Raw genomic sequence first — 21,200 nt, 5'->3', positions numbered from 1 at the left:
CATATTTCAGATAGATGTTAATTTTCCATACTTTCTGATGTTTAAGGCAATTGTGTTTCATCGATTTTTAATTGAAATAATTGCATAAATTTAGATGTTGACTTTGATTGTGATTCGCTGAAAAATGAAACTATTGCTTACAGATGCAAATTCCGGCGGTCATCTTCTGCTTCTGAATGATGAACAGCATTTTGATCATTTTTTTTATGGCAGGGATGGCACCAATAAATATTTCACAATTGTATGGAATCGTGGTGATCAGCAAAGGATTACCATTGATGGGGAACAATTTGATTTTCCTCAGCAGACTATATTACCACTCATGTTTAATCAATCCTTTTCCTTTGAGCGGAGTTCGGATTTAACAGCCTGGCAGTTTAACCGGGAATTCTACTGCATTATTGATCATGACTCGGAAGTGAGTTGTGTTGGATTTTTATTTGGGATTGGTACCAATCTTTTTATTAACCTAGATGAGGCTTCACAGCAGAAGCTATTATTGTTGCTCAATATGTTTGTTTCTGAATTGAATACATCAGATCATATGCAAAATGATATGCTGGTGATGCTGTTGAAGAGGTTAATCATTACCGTGACCCAATTGGCCAAATCTGAATATATACCTGACATGCGGCAACAGAACGAGCGGTTCAATATCATCCGTAAATTCAATTTATTGGTAGAGGGAAATTTTCACAATGAGCATTCGGTGAATTTTTATGCACAGAAACTCAACAAATCTCCAAAGACACTTTCCAATTTATTTGCCTTATTTGACCAGAAAACTCCGATCCAGCTGATCCAGGAGCGGATCATTATTGAAGCCAAGAGACTCTTGTACTATACCGACAAGTCTGCTAAGGAAATAACTTATGATTTGGGCTTTGAAGATCCGGCCTATTTCTGCAATTTCTTCAAAAAACACACTTCCTTTTCGCCCATCGGCTACAGAAATAAAAAGGAAACTGAAAAAAGGGAAGAAATTACAATATCGGGGGAATAATCTCTATTATTCGAGGCTCTGTTTCGGGCCATCTTTGTATCGTTGACTCAAACAAAATATCAACGGCAAAGAAAATGAAAACTCTAAATCTAAAAAACAAAATCAAAGGTGGCGTTTTAGCTACAACATTAGTATTGACTACAATTGCAGGCCAGGTGAATGTGGCAAATGCACAATCGGTTAAAAATGTAGTATTGGTGCACGGCGCTTTTGCTGATGGTTCAGGATACAAGGCACTATATTCCGTGCTTACCAAAAAAGGATATCATGTAACTGTTGTACAAAATCCATTGACTTCTCTGGAAGATGATGTAAAGGCAACTCAAGTAGCTTTAGACAAACAGGACGGGCCTGCAATATTGGTCGGACATTCCTGGGGCGGCGCAGTAATTACAGAAGCAGGAAATCACCCTAAAGTAGCCGCTCTTGTCTACATCGCAGCATTCCAGCCAGATAATGGTGAATCTGCTTTGCAATGGCTTCAGACAGCTCCACCGGCAGCAGAGAATGGGGTTCTTCCTCCTGATGATAAGGGAATAGTTTATTATGACAAGGCTAAATATCATGCTGGGTTCTGTGCGGATATCAGCAAGGAAGAATCAGATTTTATGTATGCTTCTCAGGGTGCATTCTATGCTAAAGGTTTCGTAACACCTATCACTCATGCCGCCTGGAGAGATAAACCAACCTATGCCTTGGTTGCCACTGAAGATAAAAGTATTGCTCCTGAAATTCAGCGTGCGATGTACAAACGCTCTAATACCAAAGTTACCGATGTTAAAGGGAGCCATGTGATATTCATGTCCCAGCCTGAAAAAGTAGCGGCTGTTGTGATGCAGGCTGCTCAGGGAAAATAATTGTACCGAATCTTAGGGGCTTAAAAAAGGTGTTTACCAAGTTTGGTGAACACCTTTTTGCATGAAATGGTATCTTTTATGATGTTGGCGGAGTCTGCAGCAATTGTAACTCCCATCTGAGGCTGGTACCTACATTTCCCATATAGTCAAAAATCATTTCCGAGACTGCCGGAACCGTTTCTGTACGTGCCCAATCACGTTGCAATTCTGATCCGAACACAGTCCATGTAATCGGTACTGCACCGGCCTGAACCATACGCATGACGGCCATTTCATGTGCTTCCAGGCTTACTCCGCCTGATGCATCTGTTACGATGTAGACTTCATAACCTTCGCCAAGGGCCTGTATAACTGGCATGGCCAGACAGATCTCTGTCCATAAGGCTGCCATTACTATTTTTTTCTTGCCGGTGGATTTTACCCAGTCTGTAACACGGGTATCTTCCCAGGTATTGATAAATGTACGGTCAATTGGCTTCTGATCTGGAAAAATATCCTGAAGTTGTTTTAGTAGATAGCCACCTCTTTGCTCAACTACAGTGGTGAAAAGGGTAGGGACGTTAAAAGCCCTGGCAGCTTTGGTGAGTCCGACAACGTTGTTAATTATGGTTTGTGTGTCGTGGCTGCGCAGTCCGGCAAACTGGAATGGTTGATGGTCAATTAAAATCAGTGCACAATTGTTTGGTGTTAACAAGGCACCGAGGCCTGTTTTAATGTTCGAATTTTCCATTTTTTTGAAGTTTATAAAAGATTTTAAGTTTTAATTGATAAGATGAGTGTCTTATTGAAACCGGTTCAGTTGAACATTGATGAAGGATCGACGGTGAGCGGGATTTCCTGTATAATGTCCCAGTGCTCGGCTATTTTCCCATTTTTTACCCTGAATATATCCATGGACATTTTACCATGGTCTTTAGGGGTATCTTGAGTGTAGCATTGAATCCAGACAAGATCGCCTTCGGCTGCGATCCGTTTTATACTTACAGTAAATTCCGGGAACTTTCCAAACAGGAATTTGTTAACCGCTGCGATGGTCTCCTCAGCTCCTTTTCCCGAATGGGGATGGTGATTGATCATGTCTGGAAGCATCATTGTTCTGGCCTTATCCATGTTTTTCTCATTATAAAAGGTGTAGAAAAATTCTGTAACAAATTTCTTATTTGCTTCTTCCTGTTTGAGATCTCTCATTTTTTGTGCATTAACTGCCTGTAAAAAACAAGCTGTGCTGAATAGGATGGTTAACTTTAATTTTAGCGTGTTCATGGCTATACATTTAACTGATTTGGATCAGATTCAATGTTGCAACAGCGCCCTTAGCCTGCTGAAGTTTACTGCCATAGGCAAGTGAGCCCAGATCTATCACGGCAAATCCTAGATCTTTTATAACTTCAGCTACCTCTTTTTTTGCCATTGGTTCGTCTCCGGAAACAAATAGGACACGATTTCCATTAGCCACTTTAGGATCAGCAGCCAGGATTTTAAAGAAAAGTGTATTGAAAGCTTTCACAATTCGCGCAGCCGGCAGCCATTGGGCAACTATTTCACTGGAAGCCTTTCCGTCAAGATCAGCTACCTCGAAGTCTGGGTAATAAGTAATAAAGTGATTGGTTGCATCGATGACGATGCGGTTGGTCCAGTCTCTTAAAGTTGTTAGTGAAGGGACTTCTGACCAAGGAAGAGCCAGGACAACAATATCAGCCTGGGCTGCTTCGGCAGTGGTTCCTGCTTTAGCCCCTGCACCTAGCTCTGCAATAGTCGCGGAGAGTGATTCGGCTCCGGTATGATTGCTTAGTGTCACCTGGTAGCCCGCTTTTAACAAATGTCCGGCAACCGCTTTGCCTATGTTTCCTGAACCAATTATTCCAAATGTCTGTTTCATGATATTTAATTTTATATGTCGTTTTGTTTGAGTAAAGTTAGATCTACTCAGCCTGGGGACAGATGATATATAACATGAAATCTGCTTGATATTTGTCAAGCGAGCTTGCTAAGCTGTTGATATTTGGCAGGGAATACGGATGATAATTATCAAGCCGAGCTAGCGTGATGATTTGTTTTGCAGGGTAACCTGTTTACGGATCCTGCTGAGCGTTTCAGGAGTAATGCCTAGATAAGAGGCTAGCATCGCCTGAGGTATTCGCTGGATAAAAACAGGATAAGTATTCATTAGATGCAGAAATCTTTCTTCTGCTGTGTAACTGATCATCGCCTGAATTCTTTCCTGAGAGGCACTAAAGTGTTTTTCATCAAGATTCTGGCACATTTTATTGAAATGTACAGAAGTAGCACGGAGGTTAATTAGCTTTTCATTAGTAGTAACAAGCAACTCGGTATCTTCCAATGCATCAATGCAATATTTGGTGGGGGTAAGATTGATAAAACTGTCCCGGTCACTGATCCACCAGTTTTCTATGCCAAAACGAACAATATGTTCATTGCCCTTCTGATCAATAGTATATTGACGCATGGTTCCCTTAACAATAAAAGACATGTATTTACAAACCATTCCTTCGTGAAGCAGAAACTGTTTTTTCTTAACTGTCTTGGGAGTAAAAGCTTGTTCTACCAGTTTAAATTCTTCATCGGAAATGATGGAAGAAGTACCATTGTTAATGTATGCTCTGAGTTGTTCGTACATAAGATGGTGATTGATAAGCAGTTTTTTTAATTCTAATAAAAATAAGAAATGCATAATAATTATCAAATTGTAAATTCTTTATTGTAGATGGTTCGGGAGGTAATTGAGTAACTTTGGCAAAACCAAAATAGATTGGATAATGGAATACATACAGGTTAGAAAAGCTACAATAGACGATTTAAGTACCCTTCAGCAAATCGGTAGAGAAACTTTTTTTGAAACATTTGCCGAAAGCAATACTGAGGATGACATGAATAAGTACCTTGAAGATAGTTTTAATGCCGATAAAGTGACTGTTGAGGTGAGTAATCCAGATTCGTTGTTTTATATTGCCTGGGAAGATGAAAGTCCTGTTGGCTACCTAAAGGTAAATACTGGAATCGCACAGACGGAGCAGCTGGATGAAAAGGCTTTGGAAATCGAGCGGATTTATGTAAAAAGTAGCCATCATGGTAAAAAAGTTGGTCAGCTCCTTTATGAAAAAGCTTTAGAGGTAGCTCAGCAATATCATAATTCCTATTTATGGTTGGGTGTTTGGGAAAAAAATCCACGTGCAATAAGGTTCTATGAAAAGAATGGGTTTATTGCTTTTGACAAGCATATATTTAAGATGGGCGACGATGAACAGCTTGATATTATGATGAAGAAAGTGTTATAAATGGCGGGCCATGACAGATGGCTGCTATTGGTTTTCCTGAATAGTGATTCAGGCGCTCCTGTCTCAGTTTTTTTTACTGTTTCAAGTAATGTAGTGCTACAGCTCCTGATTCAAGCACTTTCGACTCTACTAGTTTCAAGTTTAACCGATCCCGAAGTTGGGTATCAGCTAACAGTCGTCTTCCTTCGCCAGCAATGACAGGATGAATGACAAAGTGAAATTCATCAACCAAGTCAAGTGCTATTAATTGCGAAGGCAGGTCTACACCACCAATTGAAATTTTCTTACCTGTTTGCTGTTTCAGTTTTAAAAATTCCTCTGCAAGGTTCTCACGAATAATCCTTGTATTCCCATCAGCACTGTCTAATGATTTGGAAAAAACAATTTTGTCGATCGCATCGAATGTTTCTGCAAATTCATTCTCTAATTTTGTCCCGGACTGGCTTTTAGCTACATCAGGCCAATAGGGGACCATCAGTTCATAGGTTTTGCGGCCGTAGACGATCAGATCAACGTCCTTCATGAGCGCTGTAAAATATTCATGAATATCTGCTGTACCATTTCCTTTGGTATGGTCGCAGCAGCCATCTGTAGTCAGATTAATTCCATAGATAACCTTTCTCATTTGAATAGTTTTTAATTACGGATATAGGAGATACTTGGCGCGTATAGCCTTAAATTTTTGCAATCCAGGTTCCCAGCTTTTTCTGATGTCGGCTTCCGATACTCCTGCTATGATTTGTTTTCTTAATTGATCGGTACCTATGCGCAGATCGAAAGCTGATATATCTTGGTTCGCTCTTCCAGGGGTAAAGAACTTAGCTTTATCCGGATAGGCATTGTACAATTCAATTAACCATGATAGATCAATTTGGCGACTCTTTCGAAGCTTGTTAATATCATAATTGCGAAGGTCAAGACCATAACAAACAGCGTCTTTGTGATTTGGTCGCTCACTCATTCCCGGAATACTTATTGGTTTGTAGGAGAATGAATATTTGCCTTTCAATGCGGGTGCTCCCAATATCGTAAATGGCATATGAGTTCCCCGACCTTCATTGATAGCTGTTCCTTCAAACATACATAAGCTCGGGAAAAGCATTACAGCTTGTTGTGTATTTAGATTCGGTGAAGGATTTATCGGTAATACATAAGGCAAGTCATGATTGTAATTGGCAACTTTTATAATATTTATTTTGCATTGTTTTTTCAAATATCCTTCACCGTTAAGGTATTGTGCAAATTCAGCGATCGTCATGCCGTGTGTCATGGGTGTATAATGGATCCCTATGGCAGATTTATATTTATCATCAGTCATTACCGGTCCGTCTACTACATATCCGTTAGGATTAGGCCTGTCAAGAATTAGCAGTTCTTTATTGTTTTCTGCACAAGCATCCATCACATACTCAAGCGTATTGATATTGGTATAGTAGCGACAGCCCACATCCTGAATATCAAAGACCATCAGGTCGATATCTGCCAGCTGTTCTTTTGTTGGTTTTTCGTTTTTGCCATATAAAGAGATGATTGGAATGCCAGTTTTGGCATCTTTTTCATTACCTACAACGGCTCCATTACTGGCATTGCCTCTAAAACCATGCTCAGGTCCAAACACTTTTACTATTTTAATTCCAAGGCGCAATAAACTGTCCACGCTGCTTTTTTTGCCGATAATAGAACTCTGATTTGCAACCAGGCCAATTCGTTTTCCTTTTAGATAAGGCAAATATTTTTCAGTCTGGTCGGCGCCTGTAATAATTCCTGGCTTATTGGATTTATTGTGGTTTGAGGATGCAGTTTGCGCGGTACATTTAACATTACTGATCACCAGAAGCGCTAAAAAAAGTTTTGAAATAAATCTCATCATTTTTAGAGGGTTAATAAGGGTTATACGGGCTGCTGAAATATAATGCAAACCGTAGTTGGATCAAGAGTAGCAAATTCCTTAAGCCCCCAGGGTTTATGGCTCACTACTTTGGAATTGGGATGTAAGATTTCTGGTGCGCGGTCTTTGATCTCCTGGTAGATGGCTTCAATATTATCGGTCGCTATTCTGATTTCAGGACGATCTCCTTCTGCAAATTCTTTACTATCTACCAATAGAAAAGTGATGTCATCCCGATTGACAATGTATAAGGAATCGTCATGATACCCGAGGGTAAATCCCATACCGTCAATGAAAAATTTTAGGCCTACATTGATATCAGAATAAAATACTTTCGGAAGAATCTGTTTAAGCGCCATAATTGAATCTATTTATGTTCGTCTTTTTAGCTATTTGCCAGCTCATTGCTTACCCCATTTTGCCTCAAGGAAATCAATTGTTCCGCTGATCATTTCTTTAAGTACATCGGTGTTAATGTCCTCCAGTTTTTTTACATAAATGCAACCTTTTCCCATGGTGAACTTTCCCAATCGCTTAAGCAGTTCTTCTTGACCTGGGGCAGCACTATAAACATACAAAGATATAGCCGCTTTTCGAGGTGAAAATCCGACCAAAGGCCAATCTCCTTCCTGTTTGCTCCTGTCTGATTTATAATGATATAAGCCGAAACCGATTATCGATGCCCCCCACATTTTAGGATCATAACCTGTATGTTCTTTCATCAATTTCAATAGTTCGAAGCCGTCTTGCTTTTTCTGCGGCGTTGCTGCAAAGTCATTGATGAAATCTTCGACGCTGGTCTCTGTTTGGGTGGTTTTAATGGTCATGTTGCTAATGGTTTTAACTCATAACAATATAGTAAACATAACTGTTTTTTGCCAGCAATTTCATGCTTGGTTGTTATGCCACCAATTTGCATAGTTACCTTGCATAGAGTAGGTGAAATTTGGTATAAAGGATTGGCACAGGGCGGAACTGCAATCATTGGTATGGTGGTTGTTACAGTTGGGGTAATTATGTGTGTGGCAGGAACAAAGAAATTTGCTAAATAAGATTTAACTAAAATAGAGAAGAATGAAAATAGCAATAGTTAGTTACAATAAACAGGAAAAGTTTTCACAGGGCATTGCCAATGATGAAGATGCAGACCTTATCAGGTTTTTGACAGGTAAAGGATTGAATGTTGTTCCTACAATTTGGAATGATGAAAATGTAGATTGGAACAGCTTTAATGTAGCTATCATTAAATCCCCTTGGGACTATCACAATCATTTAACCGAGTTTTTGAATTGGTTGAATGAATTGGAAAAATTAAATGTTAAAGTATTAAACCCTGTGGAAATTATTAAATGGAACAGCCACAAAAAATATTTGAAAGACATTGCCAATAAAGGACTTCCTGTAATTCCTACCGAATACCTTGCAAAAGGAGCTACCTTGGATCACCGTTTCTTTGACCTATTCGGTACAAATAAATTGGTTGTAAAACCTTGTGTAAGTGCAGGAGCACAAAATACGATAACCGTAGATCTAAATAATTATCAGAAACGTATAGAAGAAATTGGACAACTTTTAAAAGTAGAAGATTACATTGTACAACCTTTTGTAGAAGAAATTAAAAATGGTGAGTGGTCCTTTCTGTTTTTTAATGGCAAATACAGCCATTGTTCATTAAAGACTCCTAAACAAGGCGATTTTAGGGTGCAACATTATCACGGTGGCAGTATCAGCTATCCTACGCCTAATCCCTTGCATATAGAACAGGCCGAAATATACGTAAAGAGCTTACCAGTAGCTACGCTTTATGCAAGGGTTGATGGTGTAGTCATAAATGATTCATTTGAATTAATGGAATTGGAATTAATCGAACCGTATTTGTTCCTTAATGGCGATTTCAATTTATTGGAAAACTATTACCGGGCATTGATGGCTTTGATTTCATAAATCTTGAGGTCTACTTGATCTAACATCAATTTTTCAAGCAAAACCTTAAATAACGTTATATTAATAAATTAATGCAGGCGGTATTCTTTATTACAATATTTACCGTCGCCTGCAATACAAAAACAGAAACAACAATGGACAGAACATAAATTTTTCCAAGAGGGCAGCCTCTTCCAAAGGAGTGGTTTGTGGGCGATGCTTTTTTGACTCCGCTGGTAGCAAAGGATCACAATAATAATTTTTCAGCAGGTAGCGTAATGTTTGAACCTGGAGCACGTACGAACTGGCATACCCATCCCAGTGGTCAGGTTTTACTGGTCATTGAAGGGAATGGAATTTACCAGGAGAAAGGTAAACAGGCCCAGGCGATTAAAAAGGGAGATGTAGTAAATATCCCTGAAGATATAGAACATTGGGATGGAGCAACTGCTTCCAGCGCATTAATCTGTCGAAAACTTTGAATATCTCCATTGGTCAATAGCCAGAAAACACAAGGCCCATTATGATTTTGTAATGGGCCTTGTGTTTTCTGGTTTGCGCATGTAGACATTATGACTTTTGTTCGGTGTATATAGCGATTAAACGTGATTTACAAAATCTCTTTCTAAAATAATTGTCGTTTTTTTTGTAGCAGAATAATTTCTTGTTATTGCAATTATTCTACATTATTATTTACCGATTATAAAATATAAATCGTATATTTAATATCGGTAACCATTGATAGTTAAGTACTTATTGGTTATATCTGCACGTTACTAATGTTCACTTTTCTGAGAATATAGTCTACCTAGACTATTCCGTATTTCCTGTTTATATAGCATCTATTATAAAAACCTCTTTAATTGGGAATTTAAAATAATTATTTATTTAAAAATTTAAATAAATGGAAACTGCTAAAAAACATAGACCCAGCCTAATCGGTATACTAACTAACACTGCGATTTCCGGGTATCGTCCCTATTGGGAGAATAAACATCCTTTTGTAGCTCCATTTGGTGTCAAAATCCCTGTTGTCGTGAGTGCTTTTCCTGACGAGCTCTATCAAGCTCCAAAAAGTTGGGCAGAGAAAGCGTATCCTAAGATGATCTATTACAAAAAGCATAACAATGGCGGGCATTTTGCTGCCTGGGAACAACCTGAACTTCTAGTTAATGATCTCCGAGAAGGGTTCAAATCACTCCGAAATATAGACTAGAAATAATTACAGTGGAAAACACAAATGACAATATTGATCCAACTGAATCCACACAAATAATCCGTCCGTTTCAATTTCAGGCGGCACAAGCTGATCTCGATGATTTGAAACGCCGTATTTTAGCGGCAAAGTTTCCTGAAAAAGAAACTGTCACTGATAATTCACAGGGTGTGCCGCTAGTTACGATTGAGGCAATCGCCACTTATTGGGCAAATAATTACGATTGGCATAAGATTGAGGCAAAATTGAATTCTTATTCCCAATTTATTACAGAAATTGACGGGCTGGATATTCATTTCATACACGTGAAATCGAAACATGAAAATGCGTTGCCAGTGATTATTACGCACGGCTGGCCCGGCACCATCATGCACAATTTGAAGATCATCGATCCACTTACCAATCCCACTGCCTATGGAGGGAAAGCGGAGGACGCTTTTCATGTGGTTATTCCTTCTTTACCAGGTTTCGGATTTTCAGGAAAGCCGACCACTACTGGGTGGGGACCCGACCGTATCGGACGTGCCTGGGTGACACTGATGAATCGGCTTGGATATGATAAATTCTTTGCGCAGGGTGGAGATTGGGGTGCAATCATCACTGAGATAATGGCTGCTGAATCACCTGATAAGTTGCTCGGCATCCACACCAATATGCCTAACGCAGTTCCGGCCGACCTTGATACGGCGGCATTTTCCGGTGCACCAACACCATCAGGTCTCTCTGCTGAGGAAAAAGGAGCGTACGAGCGATTGAGCTTTACATACAAAAACGTTAATTATGCGTACTATATGAGGTCACGACCGCAAACACTGGTCGGACTGGCGGATTCACCTGTCGGCATGGTCGCCTTTATGGTCGACTTCGATCCGCGTGGCCTGTTGCTTATCGAACGCTTGTTTGCCGGAGTGTCAGAAGGACTTTCACGAGACGATGTTCTCGATAATTTCACACTCTTTTGGTTGACTAATACGGCGGTTTCTGCGGCCAGAATCTACTGGGAAAATAAGTTTTCCTTTTTCGTTCCAAAAGGGGTTAGCATACCGGTCGCCGTGAGTGTCTATCCGGATGAAATTTATCCGGCACCGAGGACTTGGGTAGAGAAGGCGTATTTCAACCTGATCTACTACAACAAGGTTCCAAAGGGTGGCCACTTTCCAGCCTGGGAGCAACCTAAACTCTTCATTGAGGAACTCAGAGCAGCTTTTAAATCACTACGAAAGGAAATTAAAAAAGCAATCTAATAATTTAATCTGCTCAATCTATCCGGTGCCTGGTTGCAGGTTGGAATAGACAATAATTCTTACAAAGCACTTAAATTTTAAAAGTAATGAAAAACAATGAAAATGCTGTTGCTCCGGCAATGGAATCCACAGAAACAATTCGCGCTTTCCAATTTCACGCTCCACAAGCCGATCTTGATGACTTACATCGTCGCATTTTAGCTACAAGGTGGCCTGAAAAGGAACCAGTAAATGATAATTCTCAGGGTGTGCCGCTTGCTGTAGTACAGGCCCTTGCTAAATATTGGGCCGATAATTATGATTGGCGTAAGGTTGAGGCAAAAATAAATTCTTATCCGAATTTCATCACAACAATTGACGGACTGGACATCCATTTCATTCACGTTCGCTCAAAACATGAAAATGCGTTGCCAATACTCATTACACACGGGTGGCCCGGTTCGATTATTGAACAAATGAAAATTATTGATCCGCTTACTAATCCGACAGCATATGGTGGAAAAGCGGAGGATGCTTTTCATGTGGTAATCCCTTCAATCCCTGGATACGGGTTCTCAGGCAGACCGGCTGAAACCGGATGGGGTCCTGAGCGTATTGGGAAAGCCTGGGTAGAACTGATGAAACGTCTTGGATACGATAAATTCTTAGCACAGGGTGGCGATTGGGGTGGACTGATCACGGATGTAATGGCCGTCCAGTCACCCGATAATTTACTGGGTATGGCCACAAATTTCCCTTGCACAGTTCCACCTGAAGTCAATAATGCGGCTTTTTCTGGATTACCTGCACCAGATGGGCTCTCTGGGGAGGAAAAAGAGGCGTACGACCAATTGAGCTTTGCATACAAGTATGTTTCCTATGCCTTCATTATGGGATCGCGGCCACAAACATTACTAGCAACGGCGGATTCGCCTGTTGGTCTCGCCACTATGTTTCTTGACCACGACCAAAAGAGTTTGGAACTCATCTCACGTGTATTTGCCGGGGAATCTGAAGGGCTCACACGGGATGATGTTCTCGATAATATCACACTGTGCTGGTTAACTAACACTGCGATTTCCGGGTACCGTCTCTATTGGGAGAATAAGTATCCTTTTGTAGCTCCATTTGGTGTCAAAGTCCCTGTTGTTGTGAGTGCTTTTCCTGACGAGCTCTATCAAGCTCCAAAAAGTTGGGCAGAGAAAGCATATCCTAAGATGATCTATTACAAAAAACATAACAAGGGCGGGCACTTTGCAGCCTGGGAACAACCCGAACTCCTGGTTGAAGATCTTCGTGAAGGATTCAAATCATTACGATAATTATAAAAAAAACCCGATTCACAGAAGGTGAATCGGGGGTTTTCATTATCACATTGATAAAGGAATTAAGCTAAGCTACGCTCTTCTTCTGGGAATGCGACGCTATTAATTGCTTTTTCTAAAGCCAAATCTTGTATACCTGGTATAGCTGTCCCTTCTGCACGAAAAACCGAAATATCTGTCATGCCCAAGAAGCTTAAAACTGTTTTTAAATAAGGCGCTACAAAATCGTAGGCTTGCATTGCGCCTTCTGTGTAAATACCACCAGAGGCCATAGCAATATAAACTTTTTTACCTTTAACCAATCCTTCGGGACCATTTTCGCCATACCTAAAAGTAATTCCAGCTCTAGCGATATGGTCAATCCAGGCTTTTAAAGAGGAATGGATTCCAAAATTATAAAGCGCTGCACCGATAACAATAATATCGGCATTCATAATTTCAGCAATAGCTTGATCCGAGTGCTGAATTGCAATTAAATTTTCAGGTGTACGGTTTTCTGCCGGAGTAAAAAATGAAGTCAGATGTGCTTCTTCTAAATGTGGGAAGACTTCTGTAACCAGATTTTTTTCTTTTACAGTACTGCCAGGATAAGCAGTCTGAATTTTTTCGATAATGGCATTACCTAATTTAATACTAAAGGAAGCTCCGGATCTTGGACTTGAAATGATGTGCAATATTTTTTTCATGATGATATGTTTTTACTTTTTATGGTTTTGCGTTTTTTGCCATTTGTGATAGGTGATATAAGACACGGCTAGTAAGACAAAAAAGATAGCTGGAGCAGCGGCTATCGAACCAGGATCGCCAGCAGAAGTGTGAGCAATAAATGCCGACACAAAAGTAATCGTAAAGCCAGCGTAGGCCCATTCTTTTATCCTGCCCTGAATAGGCGCAAGTAACGCGATAACACCCAGTATTTTTATCACCGCCAGCTCAATTCTGAAATAATCCGGGTAGCCCAGGTGATGAAAGGCCTGTTTCATGGCATCCTGCGTTAAATAAGCATAGGCAGAATATGTCATCATTAATGCAATGATGGCGGTTGTAACGTAATAAGTGATCTTAATTGTTTTCATTTCTTTTTCCATTATTATAAAACTTATAAGGCAAAAGTATTTATATTTGATTGCAAAAAGTTAGTAGTATACAAAAGGTAAGTAGTTGCCTTTTGGTTAGTTAATAAGAAATAATATGGATTTTATTCAACCGGAAACAAAAATTACTGAACAACAATGTAATGCCAGTCTTGTTGCATTGGAAGATGCTCTATATGTAATTGGCGGTAAATGGAAACTAAAAGTTATCATCGCTCTACGAGAGGGTGGAAGCAAACGCTTTAATGATCTTCAAAGGACAATAACTGGTATTTCGGCCAAGGTATTATCCAATGAATTAAAAGAGTTGGAAATGAATGGTTTTGTAAAGAGGAACGTTTATCCGCTAACCCCTGTAGTCATAGAATATGAGCTTACCAATTACAGCGATTCACTTGATGAAGTTTTACGCACTTTAGTTGAATGGGGAATGAAGCACCGGGATAAGATCAAAAGCCTCAGATAGTATGAAGACCTTTTCGCTTTCAAGGCACAGCCGGCTATTCTCTGTACCGGACAATAGTAGGGAATATCTTTTTATAAGCTCTGGTGACCATCCCTATCATGAAGAGCCCTACAGGGCTGAAAGCTATGCCATCGCTTACATTAAAGAAGGTGGCGTGCGGTTGAATGTCGGCCTCTCCTCATGGGATGTAGATGCACCAGCAGTAATTACCCTGGGGCCATCTGTTATCCGCTATTTCAGTAAGCGCAGCGACCTGTTGAAAATGGATGTTATATTCTTTAAGGACAAGTTTTTAATGGAGCGCTATGCGGATCTGTTTTTCCTTTTTAAGTACGATTTTTTTGATAACAGCGATCGGATTGTCTTACCGCTGAAAGACTCCAGCTTTATTAAGATCAATAAAATATTTGAGCTCATCCAGTTAACACAAGCAGCAGGCGGCTTTCATATCGAGGAACTTGTCAGGAGTTACATTTTTGCACTGGTCTACGAGATTGACGCCTATTACCGGATGCATATCCCGGATGCAGCAGCTTCCTTAAAAGGTCATCTTTTATTTACAAAATTCAGGCAATTACTGAGCAAGAACTATATGCGCGAACATAAGCTTGATTTTTATGCCAGTCAGCTTTATCTATTGCCCAAGTCTCTTTCAGCTGCTATAAAAAAGCAGACCGGAAGACCTGCGGGGAAATGGATTGATGATGCAGTTATGCTGGAAGCTAAGGTTTTGCTGCAAAACAAAACACTCACAGTATCGCAGATCAGCGGTATGCTGAACTTTTCAGAACCGTCCGTTTTTGGTAAGTTTTTCCGAGCAAACTCGGGGATGTCCCCGGTTGAATACCGGAAACAGTTTAGCTGAACTCCTTCTGATGAGGAATTACGCTATTTCGACTATTATTGAGGTAATCTGACCGAACACAACCGCATATTTTATAGGAAATTTGTCTAATTAAAAGACAATGAGCCATGTATAAATATGCTTATGACGGCAAAAGGATGTTTTTAACATTTGCCGTTTTATCACTGACTATTTTTTTATTAAATCCAATAAATGGAATAGCCCAGGCGCGGGGAAGCTATGGCTACAAACTTAGCCTCACTGAAGCCGTACAGTTTGCGAAAAGCCAGAACAAATGGGTATTGGCTGCCAATATCGGAGAGGATGCTGCAGCTGAAGATCGTAAAGATGGATACCATAACGCGCTGCCAACGGTTAATGCCAGTGGTTCCTATCAGCGTTTCTCGGGACTGACGCTTTTTACAGAAGGGCTTGGCCACTCCTCTACGGGGCCAAGGAAACCTACAGCCAACAGTGCCGCTTTAGGTGTCGACGCTTTATTTAATATTTATAGCGGCGGTAAGCAACGGGCGTTGGAGCGCGAATTGGATTCACGCTTGAACCTTGCCAGGTTAAATACAAGAGAGGAGTCCGGAAATATTGCTTTGCAGACTGCTAACCAATACCTGGACCTGCTCAGGCTGAATGAACTGCAAAAATTCATCCTTGATCAGCTTAAACGCGCCCAGACGAGACTAAGCAACATCAATTCACTTTACAGAAATCAGAAAGTGACAAGAAGCGACGTACTGCGTGCGGAAGTGGCTTTGTCCAACGTTGAACTTGCTCTCGAGCAGAATGAAAACGATATTGCAATTACCAACCAGAAATTCGATGTTTTGATAAATGTGCCGGATTCAGTGGTGATCCTGCCTGCTGATTCGGCTGCGATGCCCAAACCCGAAATGGCTTCCATACTGCCACTTGTGGCAACAGGAGAGGCTTCGTCTTATGTCGTTCAAAAAGCAATTGAAAGTGTTGAACGACAGAAAGCAAGACTTAAGGGAACACAAAGCGGTAATTTGCCAAGCCTTGGGCTTTATGCGGCTTATGGGTTGAATTACCCGAACTATCTTTTCTCTCCAGCCGTAGATCAGGCCTATTCGATCGGTTTTGTTGGACTGAAGGTGCAGTACAGTATCTCGTCAATATACCATAACAAAAGTAAGGTGACGGCGGACAGACTGAGGGTAAAAGAACTTGAACTTCGGCAGGAGGCCTATAGTGACAATGTGCGGACGGAGATAAAGGCTTATTATATCAAGTATGCTGAGGCGCTCAGGAGGATTTCGGTCAATGAACACTCAGTAGTGCAGGCAAAAACCAATTACAAGATCGTAAATACCAAGTATCTAAATCAGTTGTCACTGTTAACGGATCTGCTGGATGCGGATAATCTCTATCAGGAATCCAGATTCAATCTGGTGAAGGCGCAAACTGACGCGCTCGCTATTTATTACCACATCCTTTATACCACTGGGCATTTATAAATAAACAATTAAAAAAATGAAAAAAGAGAATCATAAAGTTCATCCGGTAAATATTGTGATCACGGTTGTGGGGATCGTACTGATCCTTGCGGGCGCAGTATATTTTTTTAGGTATTGGCAATATAGCAATGGCTATGAAGAAACGAACGATGCGCAGGTCGAGTCGTATATCAATCCGATTTCGGCCAGGGCGGGGGGATATATTCAGCAGATACGCTTTAACGAGCATCAGGTAGTTAAAAAGGGCGATACACTGGTTGTTTTGGATGATAGGGAGTATCGCGCCCAGCTCCAGGCTGCTGAGGCAGCAATGGAGGACGCGCAGGCTCAGCTGACCGTACTTAGTGCAGGCATCAGTTCGGCCGAAACAGGTACACATGTCAATCGGGACCAGATTAAGGCTGCAAAGGCGAGATACGTGCAACAAGAGCAAGACATCAGGAGGTATGTTAATCTAGTAAAAGAAGAAGCCGCAACAGGTGCTGATCTTGAACAGGCCAAAGCACGTTACGATATAGCAGAAAGCGATTATAGCGGAGCGCAAAACGGACTCAGGACGAGTCATGCACGGATTGCAGAACTTAAAACACATTTCGCACTTCTACAGGCTGATATTAAGCGAAAACAGGCTGCACTGGAACTGGCAAGGCTTAATTTGTCTTATACAGTTATCCGAGCGCCTTATACTGGCAGACTCGGACGAAAAACCATCATGGCAGGTCAGCAGATACAGAGTGGGCAGCCATTGGTGAGTATTATAAACGAAGGGGAAAAATGGATTACAGCGAACTATAAGGAAACCCAGGTGGGGGGGATGTACATCGGACAGCCGGTCGAGATAAGGGTGGATGCGATAGACGGTAGGGTATTTAAAGGTCGGATCATAGCTATCGCGGGTTCTACCGGTTCTCGCTTCACACTTTTGCCTCCTGACAATTCCACGGGAAATTTCGTTAAGATTATCCAACGGGTCCCCGTAAAAATCGGGTTTGAGGATGGTGGGGCAGGGAAAGTAATCCCTGGTATGAACGTAAATGTTGCTGTTAAAAAAAGACCACAATCATGAAGCCTGTTTATTTTAAAGATTGGATAACAGATTGGCATTGGGGGGTACGCATTGCGTTGTTCCTTTTGTTGCTCTCCTCGCTATCACAACTGGGCATGTTTGTACTGACCCAGAATTATATGGTTGGTTATCTTGGCGCCCAGCCGGAGGATATTTCCTTTGCGGTGATGTCGACTTATGCAGGTATCATTACGGTGATACCGTTGCAGTTCCGTTTTTTCAGGTATTTTCAGGCCCGAGGTTATTTATTGGTCAACCTGATGCTAGCCATAATGCTAAACGCACTTTGTATCCATTGTAAGGATATCCACCTGTTTTTAGTGATCAGGTTTTTCCAGGGTATTTTAACAGGGAACGTCCTTGTATTTACATTGCTCCTGATCTTTACCAGGGTACCCGCAGAACGCGTGAAAACTATTGCTCCTGCGGTATTTTATGGAACGATATTGAGTAATACGGTATTGATTGGCTTGGTTGCAGGCCTGGTGGTGGAATCTGCGGACTGGAAAGTAAGCTATTATTACCTGATTATGTTCCAACTGGTGATGTTGGTGATTGTCTTGCTGATGCTGAAACGGTCATCGGGGCATAAGCCTTATCCGCTCTATCAGATTGATTGGAGCGGAATGGTAATATTCGCTTGTACTGCCCTGGCGCTGGCGTACACGATTCTGTATGGTTCGAAGTATTATTGGTTCGCTGATAGGCGCATATGTTACAGTATGTTGGTTGCTGCAATCGGGGCCTGTATGTTTTTGTACAGACAGCGTATGGTCAAAAGATCAGTGCTGCATCTTAAGGTGTTCAGATCGCGCAGTTTTATGGTCGGGATTTGTCTTTTAGCGGTTTACTATGGGAGTAAGGATAGTGTGAACCTGATCTATAACTATGCAGGAGGGGTGCTCAAATGGAGTACACTTGAGGTAATTGAGCTGGGATTGTGTAATCTTGTTGGAATGGTGGGCCTGCTGGTTATTTCCATCCGTCTGCTGCTTGCCAACAAGGTTAAATTTAAAGTGCTTTTTGCGATTGGATTTGGATTGATGGGGGCAGTTAACCTATGGATGTGTTTTTTTCTGACACAGGACCTGTCTTTCGCAGAGCTGTTTGTTCCTGTATTTATGCAGGGTGCTGCCTCTGGGGTATTGTTCGTCCCCCTGATGATATATGTACTGTCTTCAGTTTCGGCGGATACTGGTGCAAGCGGCCTGATCATTGCTGCCTGCACCCGCTTTACCGCGACCCTGAATTCTTTTGCCGGATTTTATAATCTGCAGTTGTACTTTAACCAGAAATTCAAGGAAGGATTTCTTGGTTATTTAACCCCGGAAAACCAGAACATGATGGCGCGGTTGAATTTTTATCAGGGATTATATGCTTCGAAAGGATTCACTGCCGATCAGTCATCAGCTCTGGCGAATTCAGCGATATGGCAGAATGTAACCCAACAAGCTCAGTTGCTGACCAACCGTGCGGTGTTTATGTTCTTTGGTCTAATATTAATCTGTATTGCGCTGCTGATCATTCTTGTTCCCGCTGTGTCAAAAACATATACCTGGGCAAAAAGGAGCTTTGCCGCTAGTCTTTAGCCAATTTAGGAAATTTCCGGTATAACTCATTGTAGTGAATTACAAGATCATTAAGTCTGAATCCACGGTTTAGCCCACTTGGGTTAGGCAATATCCAGACAGATGCCCCACAGAATTTTTCCTCCTGGGGGCCCCATGGAACCTGTTTTTTTCCAGAAAAGGCGATATAGGCAGCTTTGCCAAGGAAGGCGATATATTCTGGCTGGTAATAATCTATTTTATTTTTAAAGGCTTCAACCGCAGTTTCAAACTCGGCTTTAGAAAGTTCATCTGCGCGGGCTGTTGCCCTATCTACTGCTGTAGTCAGGCCATACCCAAAATTGAGGATGCTTGCATCGTTTATAGGTTCGATTTCGTAGGGGGTGAAGCCAGCTTGGTGAAGGGCCTTCCAAAAACGGTTACCCCGTCCGGAAAAATGATGCCCCTCCCATGCAGATTTTAGTCCAGGGTTAATTCCACAAAAAATTATTCTTAGGTCTTTGTCAATGAGGTCAGTTAACATCGCTGATATTGTTTGGGATGAAACCTGGGACACCAGTCTTCACTACTCCATTAAATCTCTGCCTGGTTTGAATACGGTTGATTTCATCAAAAGCGTCTTCCGGCAGGGGAGATATGTCAAAATTTTCTCTTGCGCGTGCTGGAGTTTTGGGTGTAGTGAGCAAAGCTGTGCCACGTTGGATCGCCCAGGCTAATAGCACCTGTGCTGGTGTCTTTCCTACAGATGAGGCAATCTTCAAAATAACCGGATCTTCGAGCAATCCGGGCCTTATTCCGTGGCCCAATGGTGCGAAAGCCAAAAAAACAATCCCCTTCTCTTTGCAGAATTCCAGAAGTTCGGTTTCGGGCAGATATGGATGTGCTTCGACCTGGACTACCGCTGGCTTGATTCTCGCTGATTCATAGATTGGCAACAGTTCCTTCAAACTGATATCCGACAGGCCGATAGCCCGGCATTTGCCACTGTCCACCAGAGATTCCATCGCCTTCCAGGTATCGAGCAAAGTCACGCCTTTGTCGTAGATCACATTGCCTTTTTCGTCCCTAGGATCCTGATCTTCTCCCGCTTGAAACGCAAACGGAGTGTGGATGAGGTACAGATCGATGTAGTCAAGCTGGAGTCTCTGCAGGCTCGCTTCGAATGCCGCTTCTACGCGTTCCGGACGATGATTGGTATTCCACAACTTTGTGGTCACAAAGATTTCTTCACGGGTAATGCCGCCAGCTGCAAGTCCAGACTGTAGTGCTTCGCCGACCTCTCGCTCGTTCCCGTATCGTTCGGCACAGTCGAAATGCCTAAATCCGGCTTCCAGCGCGTCCCTGGTTGCACTTATCGTTGTAGCTGCGTCGGGAATCAACGTTCCAAACCCGAGGCTTGGCATACCGCTGCTCATATTTGTTTGATTCATTTGTAGGCTATTTTTAATATTCTTAACAATGTCATATCTCATATGTTCTAAAATTTATAATTGCCTAAATTTCCGATTAGGGAACAATTAAAAGTAGACAGAATTGCTTCAGTGTTGGTCGAAATAGCCTGGATAGGTTTCCAGTAGATTACAGGTGGCTGAGGATATTGATTAGTTTTCCAAAAGGATCCCTAACATAAAATCTCCTTACACCCCAAGGTTCGTCTACAGGCCCATATTCAATGCCAAAGCCTGCGTTGGTAAACTTTTCCCATGCTTCATTTACATCATCGACCTCAATGGAAAGGTCAGGGACAGCAGTGCCTGATCCGCCTTCACTTGCAAAACTAAGTTGCACAGTCATTAATTCGGACGATCCATAGGTACGAATCCAGCCATGATCCATCAATAGGTCAAGATTCAGAATATCTCTGTAGAAAACATCAGCTGCATTCAAATCGGGCGTAAAGACATCGCTTACAATTCTTTTAACTTTCATGTCTAAAGATAA

General features: G+C 41.6%; 27 protein-coding genes. 14 read left to right on the top strand and 13 right to left on the bottom strand.

Features of this window, described 5'->3' with window-relative positions:
• Positions 1–124 precede the first annotated feature (124 nt).
• The gene (locus FBD94_RS07690; RefSeq protein ID WP_136879768.1) at positions 125–1,003 is read left to right on the top strand and encodes a helix-turn-helix domain-containing protein; all 879 of its coding nucleotides are present in this window, start codon (positions 125–127) and stop codon (positions 1,001–1,003) included.
• Positions 1,004–1,077: 74 nt separating this feature from the next.
• Entirely contained in the window at positions 1,078–1,860 is a 783-nt protein-coding gene (locus tag FBD94_RS07685) for an alpha/beta hydrolase (protein ID WP_136879767.1), read from the top strand.
• Positions 1,861–1,936: 76 nt separating this feature from the next.
• On the opposite strand, the gene FBD94_RS07680 is transcribed toward FBD94_RS07685, so the two are convergent.
• The 4 genes from FBD94_RS07680 to FBD94_RS07665 all read right to left on the bottom strand — a co-directional run bounded on the left by FBD94_RS07680 (position 1,937) and on the right by FBD94_RS07665 (position 4,498).
• A complete protein-coding gene (locus FBD94_RS07680) occupies positions 1,937–2,590 on the bottom strand; it encodes a hydrolase (protein ID WP_131610470.1) in 654 nt (217 codons plus the stop codon).
• A gap of 65 nt (positions 2,591–2,655) precedes the next feature.
• A complete protein-coding gene (locus FBD94_RS07675) occupies positions 2,656–3,123 on the bottom strand; it encodes a nuclear transport factor 2 family protein (RefSeq protein WP_131610471.1) in 468 nt (155 codons plus the stop codon).
• Positions 3,124–3,133: 10 nt separating this feature from the next.
• The gene (locus tag FBD94_RS07670; protein WP_225874764.1) at positions 3,134–3,838 is read right to left on the bottom strand and encodes an NADPH-dependent F420 reductase; all 705 of its coding nucleotides are present in this window, start codon (positions 3,836–3,838) and stop codon (positions 3,134–3,136) included.
• Between the two features lie 60 nt (positions 3,839–3,898).
• Entirely contained in the window at positions 3,899–4,498 is a 600-nt protein-coding gene (locus tag FBD94_RS07665; RefSeq protein ID WP_136879766.1) for a Crp/Fnr family transcriptional regulator, read from the bottom strand.
• 139 nt (positions 4,499–4,637) lie between these two features.
• Between FBD94_RS07665 and FBD94_RS07660 the strand changes: the two genes are divergently transcribed.
• Positions 4,638–5,156, top strand: coding sequence for a GNAT family N-acetyltransferase (locus tag FBD94_RS07660; RefSeq protein WP_136879765.1), 519 nt, complete (start codon positions 4,638–4,640; stop codon positions 5,154–5,156).
• Positions 5,157–5,229: 73 nt separating this feature from the next.
• On the opposite strand, the gene FBD94_RS07655 is transcribed toward FBD94_RS07660, so the two are convergent.
• The 4 genes from FBD94_RS07655 to FBD94_RS07640 are packed head-to-tail and all read right to left on the bottom strand — an operon-like array spanning position 5,230 to position 7,871.
• On the bottom strand, positions 5,230–5,781 hold the full coding sequence (locus FBD94_RS07655; protein WP_136879764.1) for a dihydrofolate reductase family protein: 552 nt from the start codon (positions 5,779–5,781) through the stop codon (positions 5,230–5,232).
• A 15-nt stretch (positions 5,782–5,796) separates the two neighbouring features.
• Complete coding sequence (locus FBD94_RS07650) at positions 5,797–7,026, bottom strand: exo-beta-N-acetylmuramidase NamZ family protein (protein WP_136879763.1); 1,230 nt, start codon at positions 7,024–7,026, stop codon at positions 5,797–5,799.
• A 20-nt stretch (positions 7,027–7,046) separates the two neighbouring features.
• Positions 7,047–7,403, bottom strand: coding sequence for a VOC family protein (locus FBD94_RS07645; protein ID WP_136879762.1), 357 nt, complete (start codon positions 7,401–7,403; stop codon positions 7,047–7,049).
• Positions 7,404–7,445: 42 nt separating this feature from the next.
• Positions 7,446–7,871, bottom strand: a complete 426-nt coding sequence (locus tag FBD94_RS07640) for a DUF1801 domain-containing protein (RefSeq protein ID WP_136879761.1) — start codon at positions 7,869–7,871, stop codon at positions 7,446–7,448.
• 75 nt (positions 7,872–7,946) lie between these two features.
• On the opposite strand from FBD94_RS07640, the gene FBD94_RS25890 reads away from it, so the two are divergent.
• The 6 genes from FBD94_RS25890 (at position 7,947) to FBD94_RS07615 (ending at position 12,728) form a co-directional block, all read left to right on the top strand.
• The gene (locus FBD94_RS25890) at positions 7,947–8,096 is read left to right on the top strand and encodes a hypothetical protein (protein ID WP_169472244.1); all 150 of its coding nucleotides are present in this window, start codon (positions 7,947–7,949) and stop codon (positions 8,094–8,096) included.
• A 22-nt stretch (positions 8,097–8,118) separates the two neighbouring features.
• Positions 8,119–8,988 (top strand): ATP-grasp domain-containing protein, encoded by an 870-nt coding sequence (locus tag FBD94_RS07635; protein WP_136879760.1) that lies wholly within the window; start codon positions 8,119–8,121, stop codon positions 8,986–8,988.
• A gap of 188 nt (positions 8,989–9,176) precedes the next feature.
• Positions 9,177–9,449, top strand: coding sequence for a cupin domain-containing protein (locus FBD94_RS07630; RefSeq protein WP_205945858.1), 273 nt, complete (start codon positions 9,177–9,179; stop codon positions 9,447–9,449).
• 422 nt (positions 9,450–9,871) lie between these two features.
• Positions 9,872–10,183 (top strand): hypothetical protein, encoded by a 312-nt coding sequence (locus FBD94_RS07625; RefSeq protein ID WP_136879759.1) that lies wholly within the window; start codon positions 9,872–9,874, stop codon positions 10,181–10,183.
• Positions 10,184–10,194: 11 nt separating this feature from the next.
• Positions 10,195–11,427: an epoxide hydrolase family protein gene (locus FBD94_RS07620; protein ID WP_205945857.1), complete on the top strand. Its 1,233-nt coding sequence runs from the start codon at positions 10,195–10,197 to the stop codon at positions 11,425–11,427.
• An 86-nt stretch (positions 11,428–11,513) separates the two neighbouring features.
• Positions 11,514–12,728: an epoxide hydrolase family protein gene (locus FBD94_RS07615; protein WP_136879757.1), complete on the top strand. Its 1,215-nt coding sequence runs from the start codon at positions 11,514–11,516 to the stop codon at positions 12,726–12,728.
• 65 nt (positions 12,729–12,793) lie between these two features.
• Here the strand turns inward: FBD94_RS07615 and FBD94_RS07610 are convergent, their stop codons facing one another.
• Complete coding sequence (locus FBD94_RS07610) at positions 12,794–13,417, bottom strand: FMN-dependent NADH-azoreductase (protein WP_136879756.1); 624 nt, start codon at positions 13,415–13,417, stop codon at positions 12,794–12,796.
• 12 nt (positions 13,418–13,429) lie between these two features.
• On the bottom strand, positions 13,430–13,807 hold the full coding sequence (locus tag FBD94_RS07605; protein WP_136879755.1) for a DoxX family protein: 378 nt from the start codon (positions 13,805–13,807) through the stop codon (positions 13,430–13,432).
• 115 nt (positions 13,808–13,922) lie between these two features.
• On the opposite strand from FBD94_RS07605, the gene FBD94_RS07600 reads away from it, so the two are divergent.
• The 5 genes from FBD94_RS07600 (at position 13,923) to FBD94_RS07580 (ending at position 19,280) form a co-directional block, all read left to right on the top strand.
• The gene (locus tag FBD94_RS07600; protein WP_136879754.1) at positions 13,923–14,291 is read left to right on the top strand and encodes a winged helix-turn-helix transcriptional regulator; all 369 of its coding nucleotides are present in this window, start codon (positions 13,923–13,925) and stop codon (positions 14,289–14,291) included.
• Position 14,292: 1 nt separating this feature from the next.
• Complete coding sequence (locus tag FBD94_RS07595) at positions 14,293–15,156, top strand: helix-turn-helix domain-containing protein (protein WP_136879753.1); 864 nt, start codon at positions 14,293–14,295, stop codon at positions 15,154–15,156.
• 107 nt (positions 15,157–15,263) lie between these two features.
• On the top strand, positions 15,264–16,625 hold the full coding sequence (locus tag FBD94_RS07590) for a TolC family protein (protein ID WP_205945855.1): 1,362 nt from the start codon (positions 15,264–15,266) through the stop codon (positions 16,623–16,625).
• Positions 16,626–16,641: 16 nt separating this feature from the next.
• Positions 16,642–17,691 carry an HlyD family secretion protein gene (locus FBD94_RS07585; RefSeq protein ID WP_136879752.1) on the top strand — a complete coding sequence of 350 codons (1,050 nt, stop codon included), beginning with the start codon at positions 16,642–16,644 and terminating at the stop codon, positions 17,689–17,691.
• Positions 17,688–19,280, top strand: coding sequence for an MFS transporter (locus tag FBD94_RS07580; RefSeq protein WP_136879751.1), 1,593 nt, complete (start codon positions 17,688–17,690; stop codon positions 19,278–19,280). The genes FBD94_RS07585 and FBD94_RS07580 overlap by 4 nt, the downstream gene beginning before the upstream one ends.
• Here FBD94_RS07580 and mug read toward each other — a convergent pair.
• From mug to FBD94_RS07565, 3 genes are all read right to left on the bottom strand, one after another.
• Positions 19,270–19,782, bottom strand: a complete 513-nt coding sequence (gene mug / locus FBD94_RS07575; protein WP_136879750.1) for a G/U mismatch-specific DNA glycosylase — start codon at positions 19,780–19,782, stop codon at positions 19,270–19,272. The two genes, FBD94_RS07580 and mug, sit on opposite strands and share 11 nt — an antisense overlap.
• Positions 19,772–20,731: an aldo/keto reductase gene (locus FBD94_RS07570; protein WP_205945854.1), complete on the bottom strand. Its 960-nt coding sequence runs from the start codon at positions 20,729–20,731 to the stop codon at positions 19,772–19,774. Before FBD94_RS07570 ends, mug begins: the two co-directional genes overlap by 11 nt.
• A 106-nt stretch (positions 20,732–20,837) precedes the next feature.
• Entirely contained in the window at positions 20,838–21,188 is a 351-nt protein-coding gene (locus FBD94_RS07565) for a VOC family protein (RefSeq protein ID WP_136879749.1), read from the bottom strand.
• Between the last annotated feature and the right edge of the window lie 12 nt (positions 21,189–21,200).

The organism is Pedobacter hiemivivus (assembly GCF_005144565.1).
Taxonomy (GTDB): Bacteria; Bacteroidota; Bacteroidia; order Sphingobacteriales; family Sphingobacteriaceae; genus Pedobacter; species Pedobacter hiemivivus.
The sequence above is the reverse complement of the archived record's forward strand: the minus strand, read 5'-3'. Positions and strand labels throughout refer to the sequence as shown.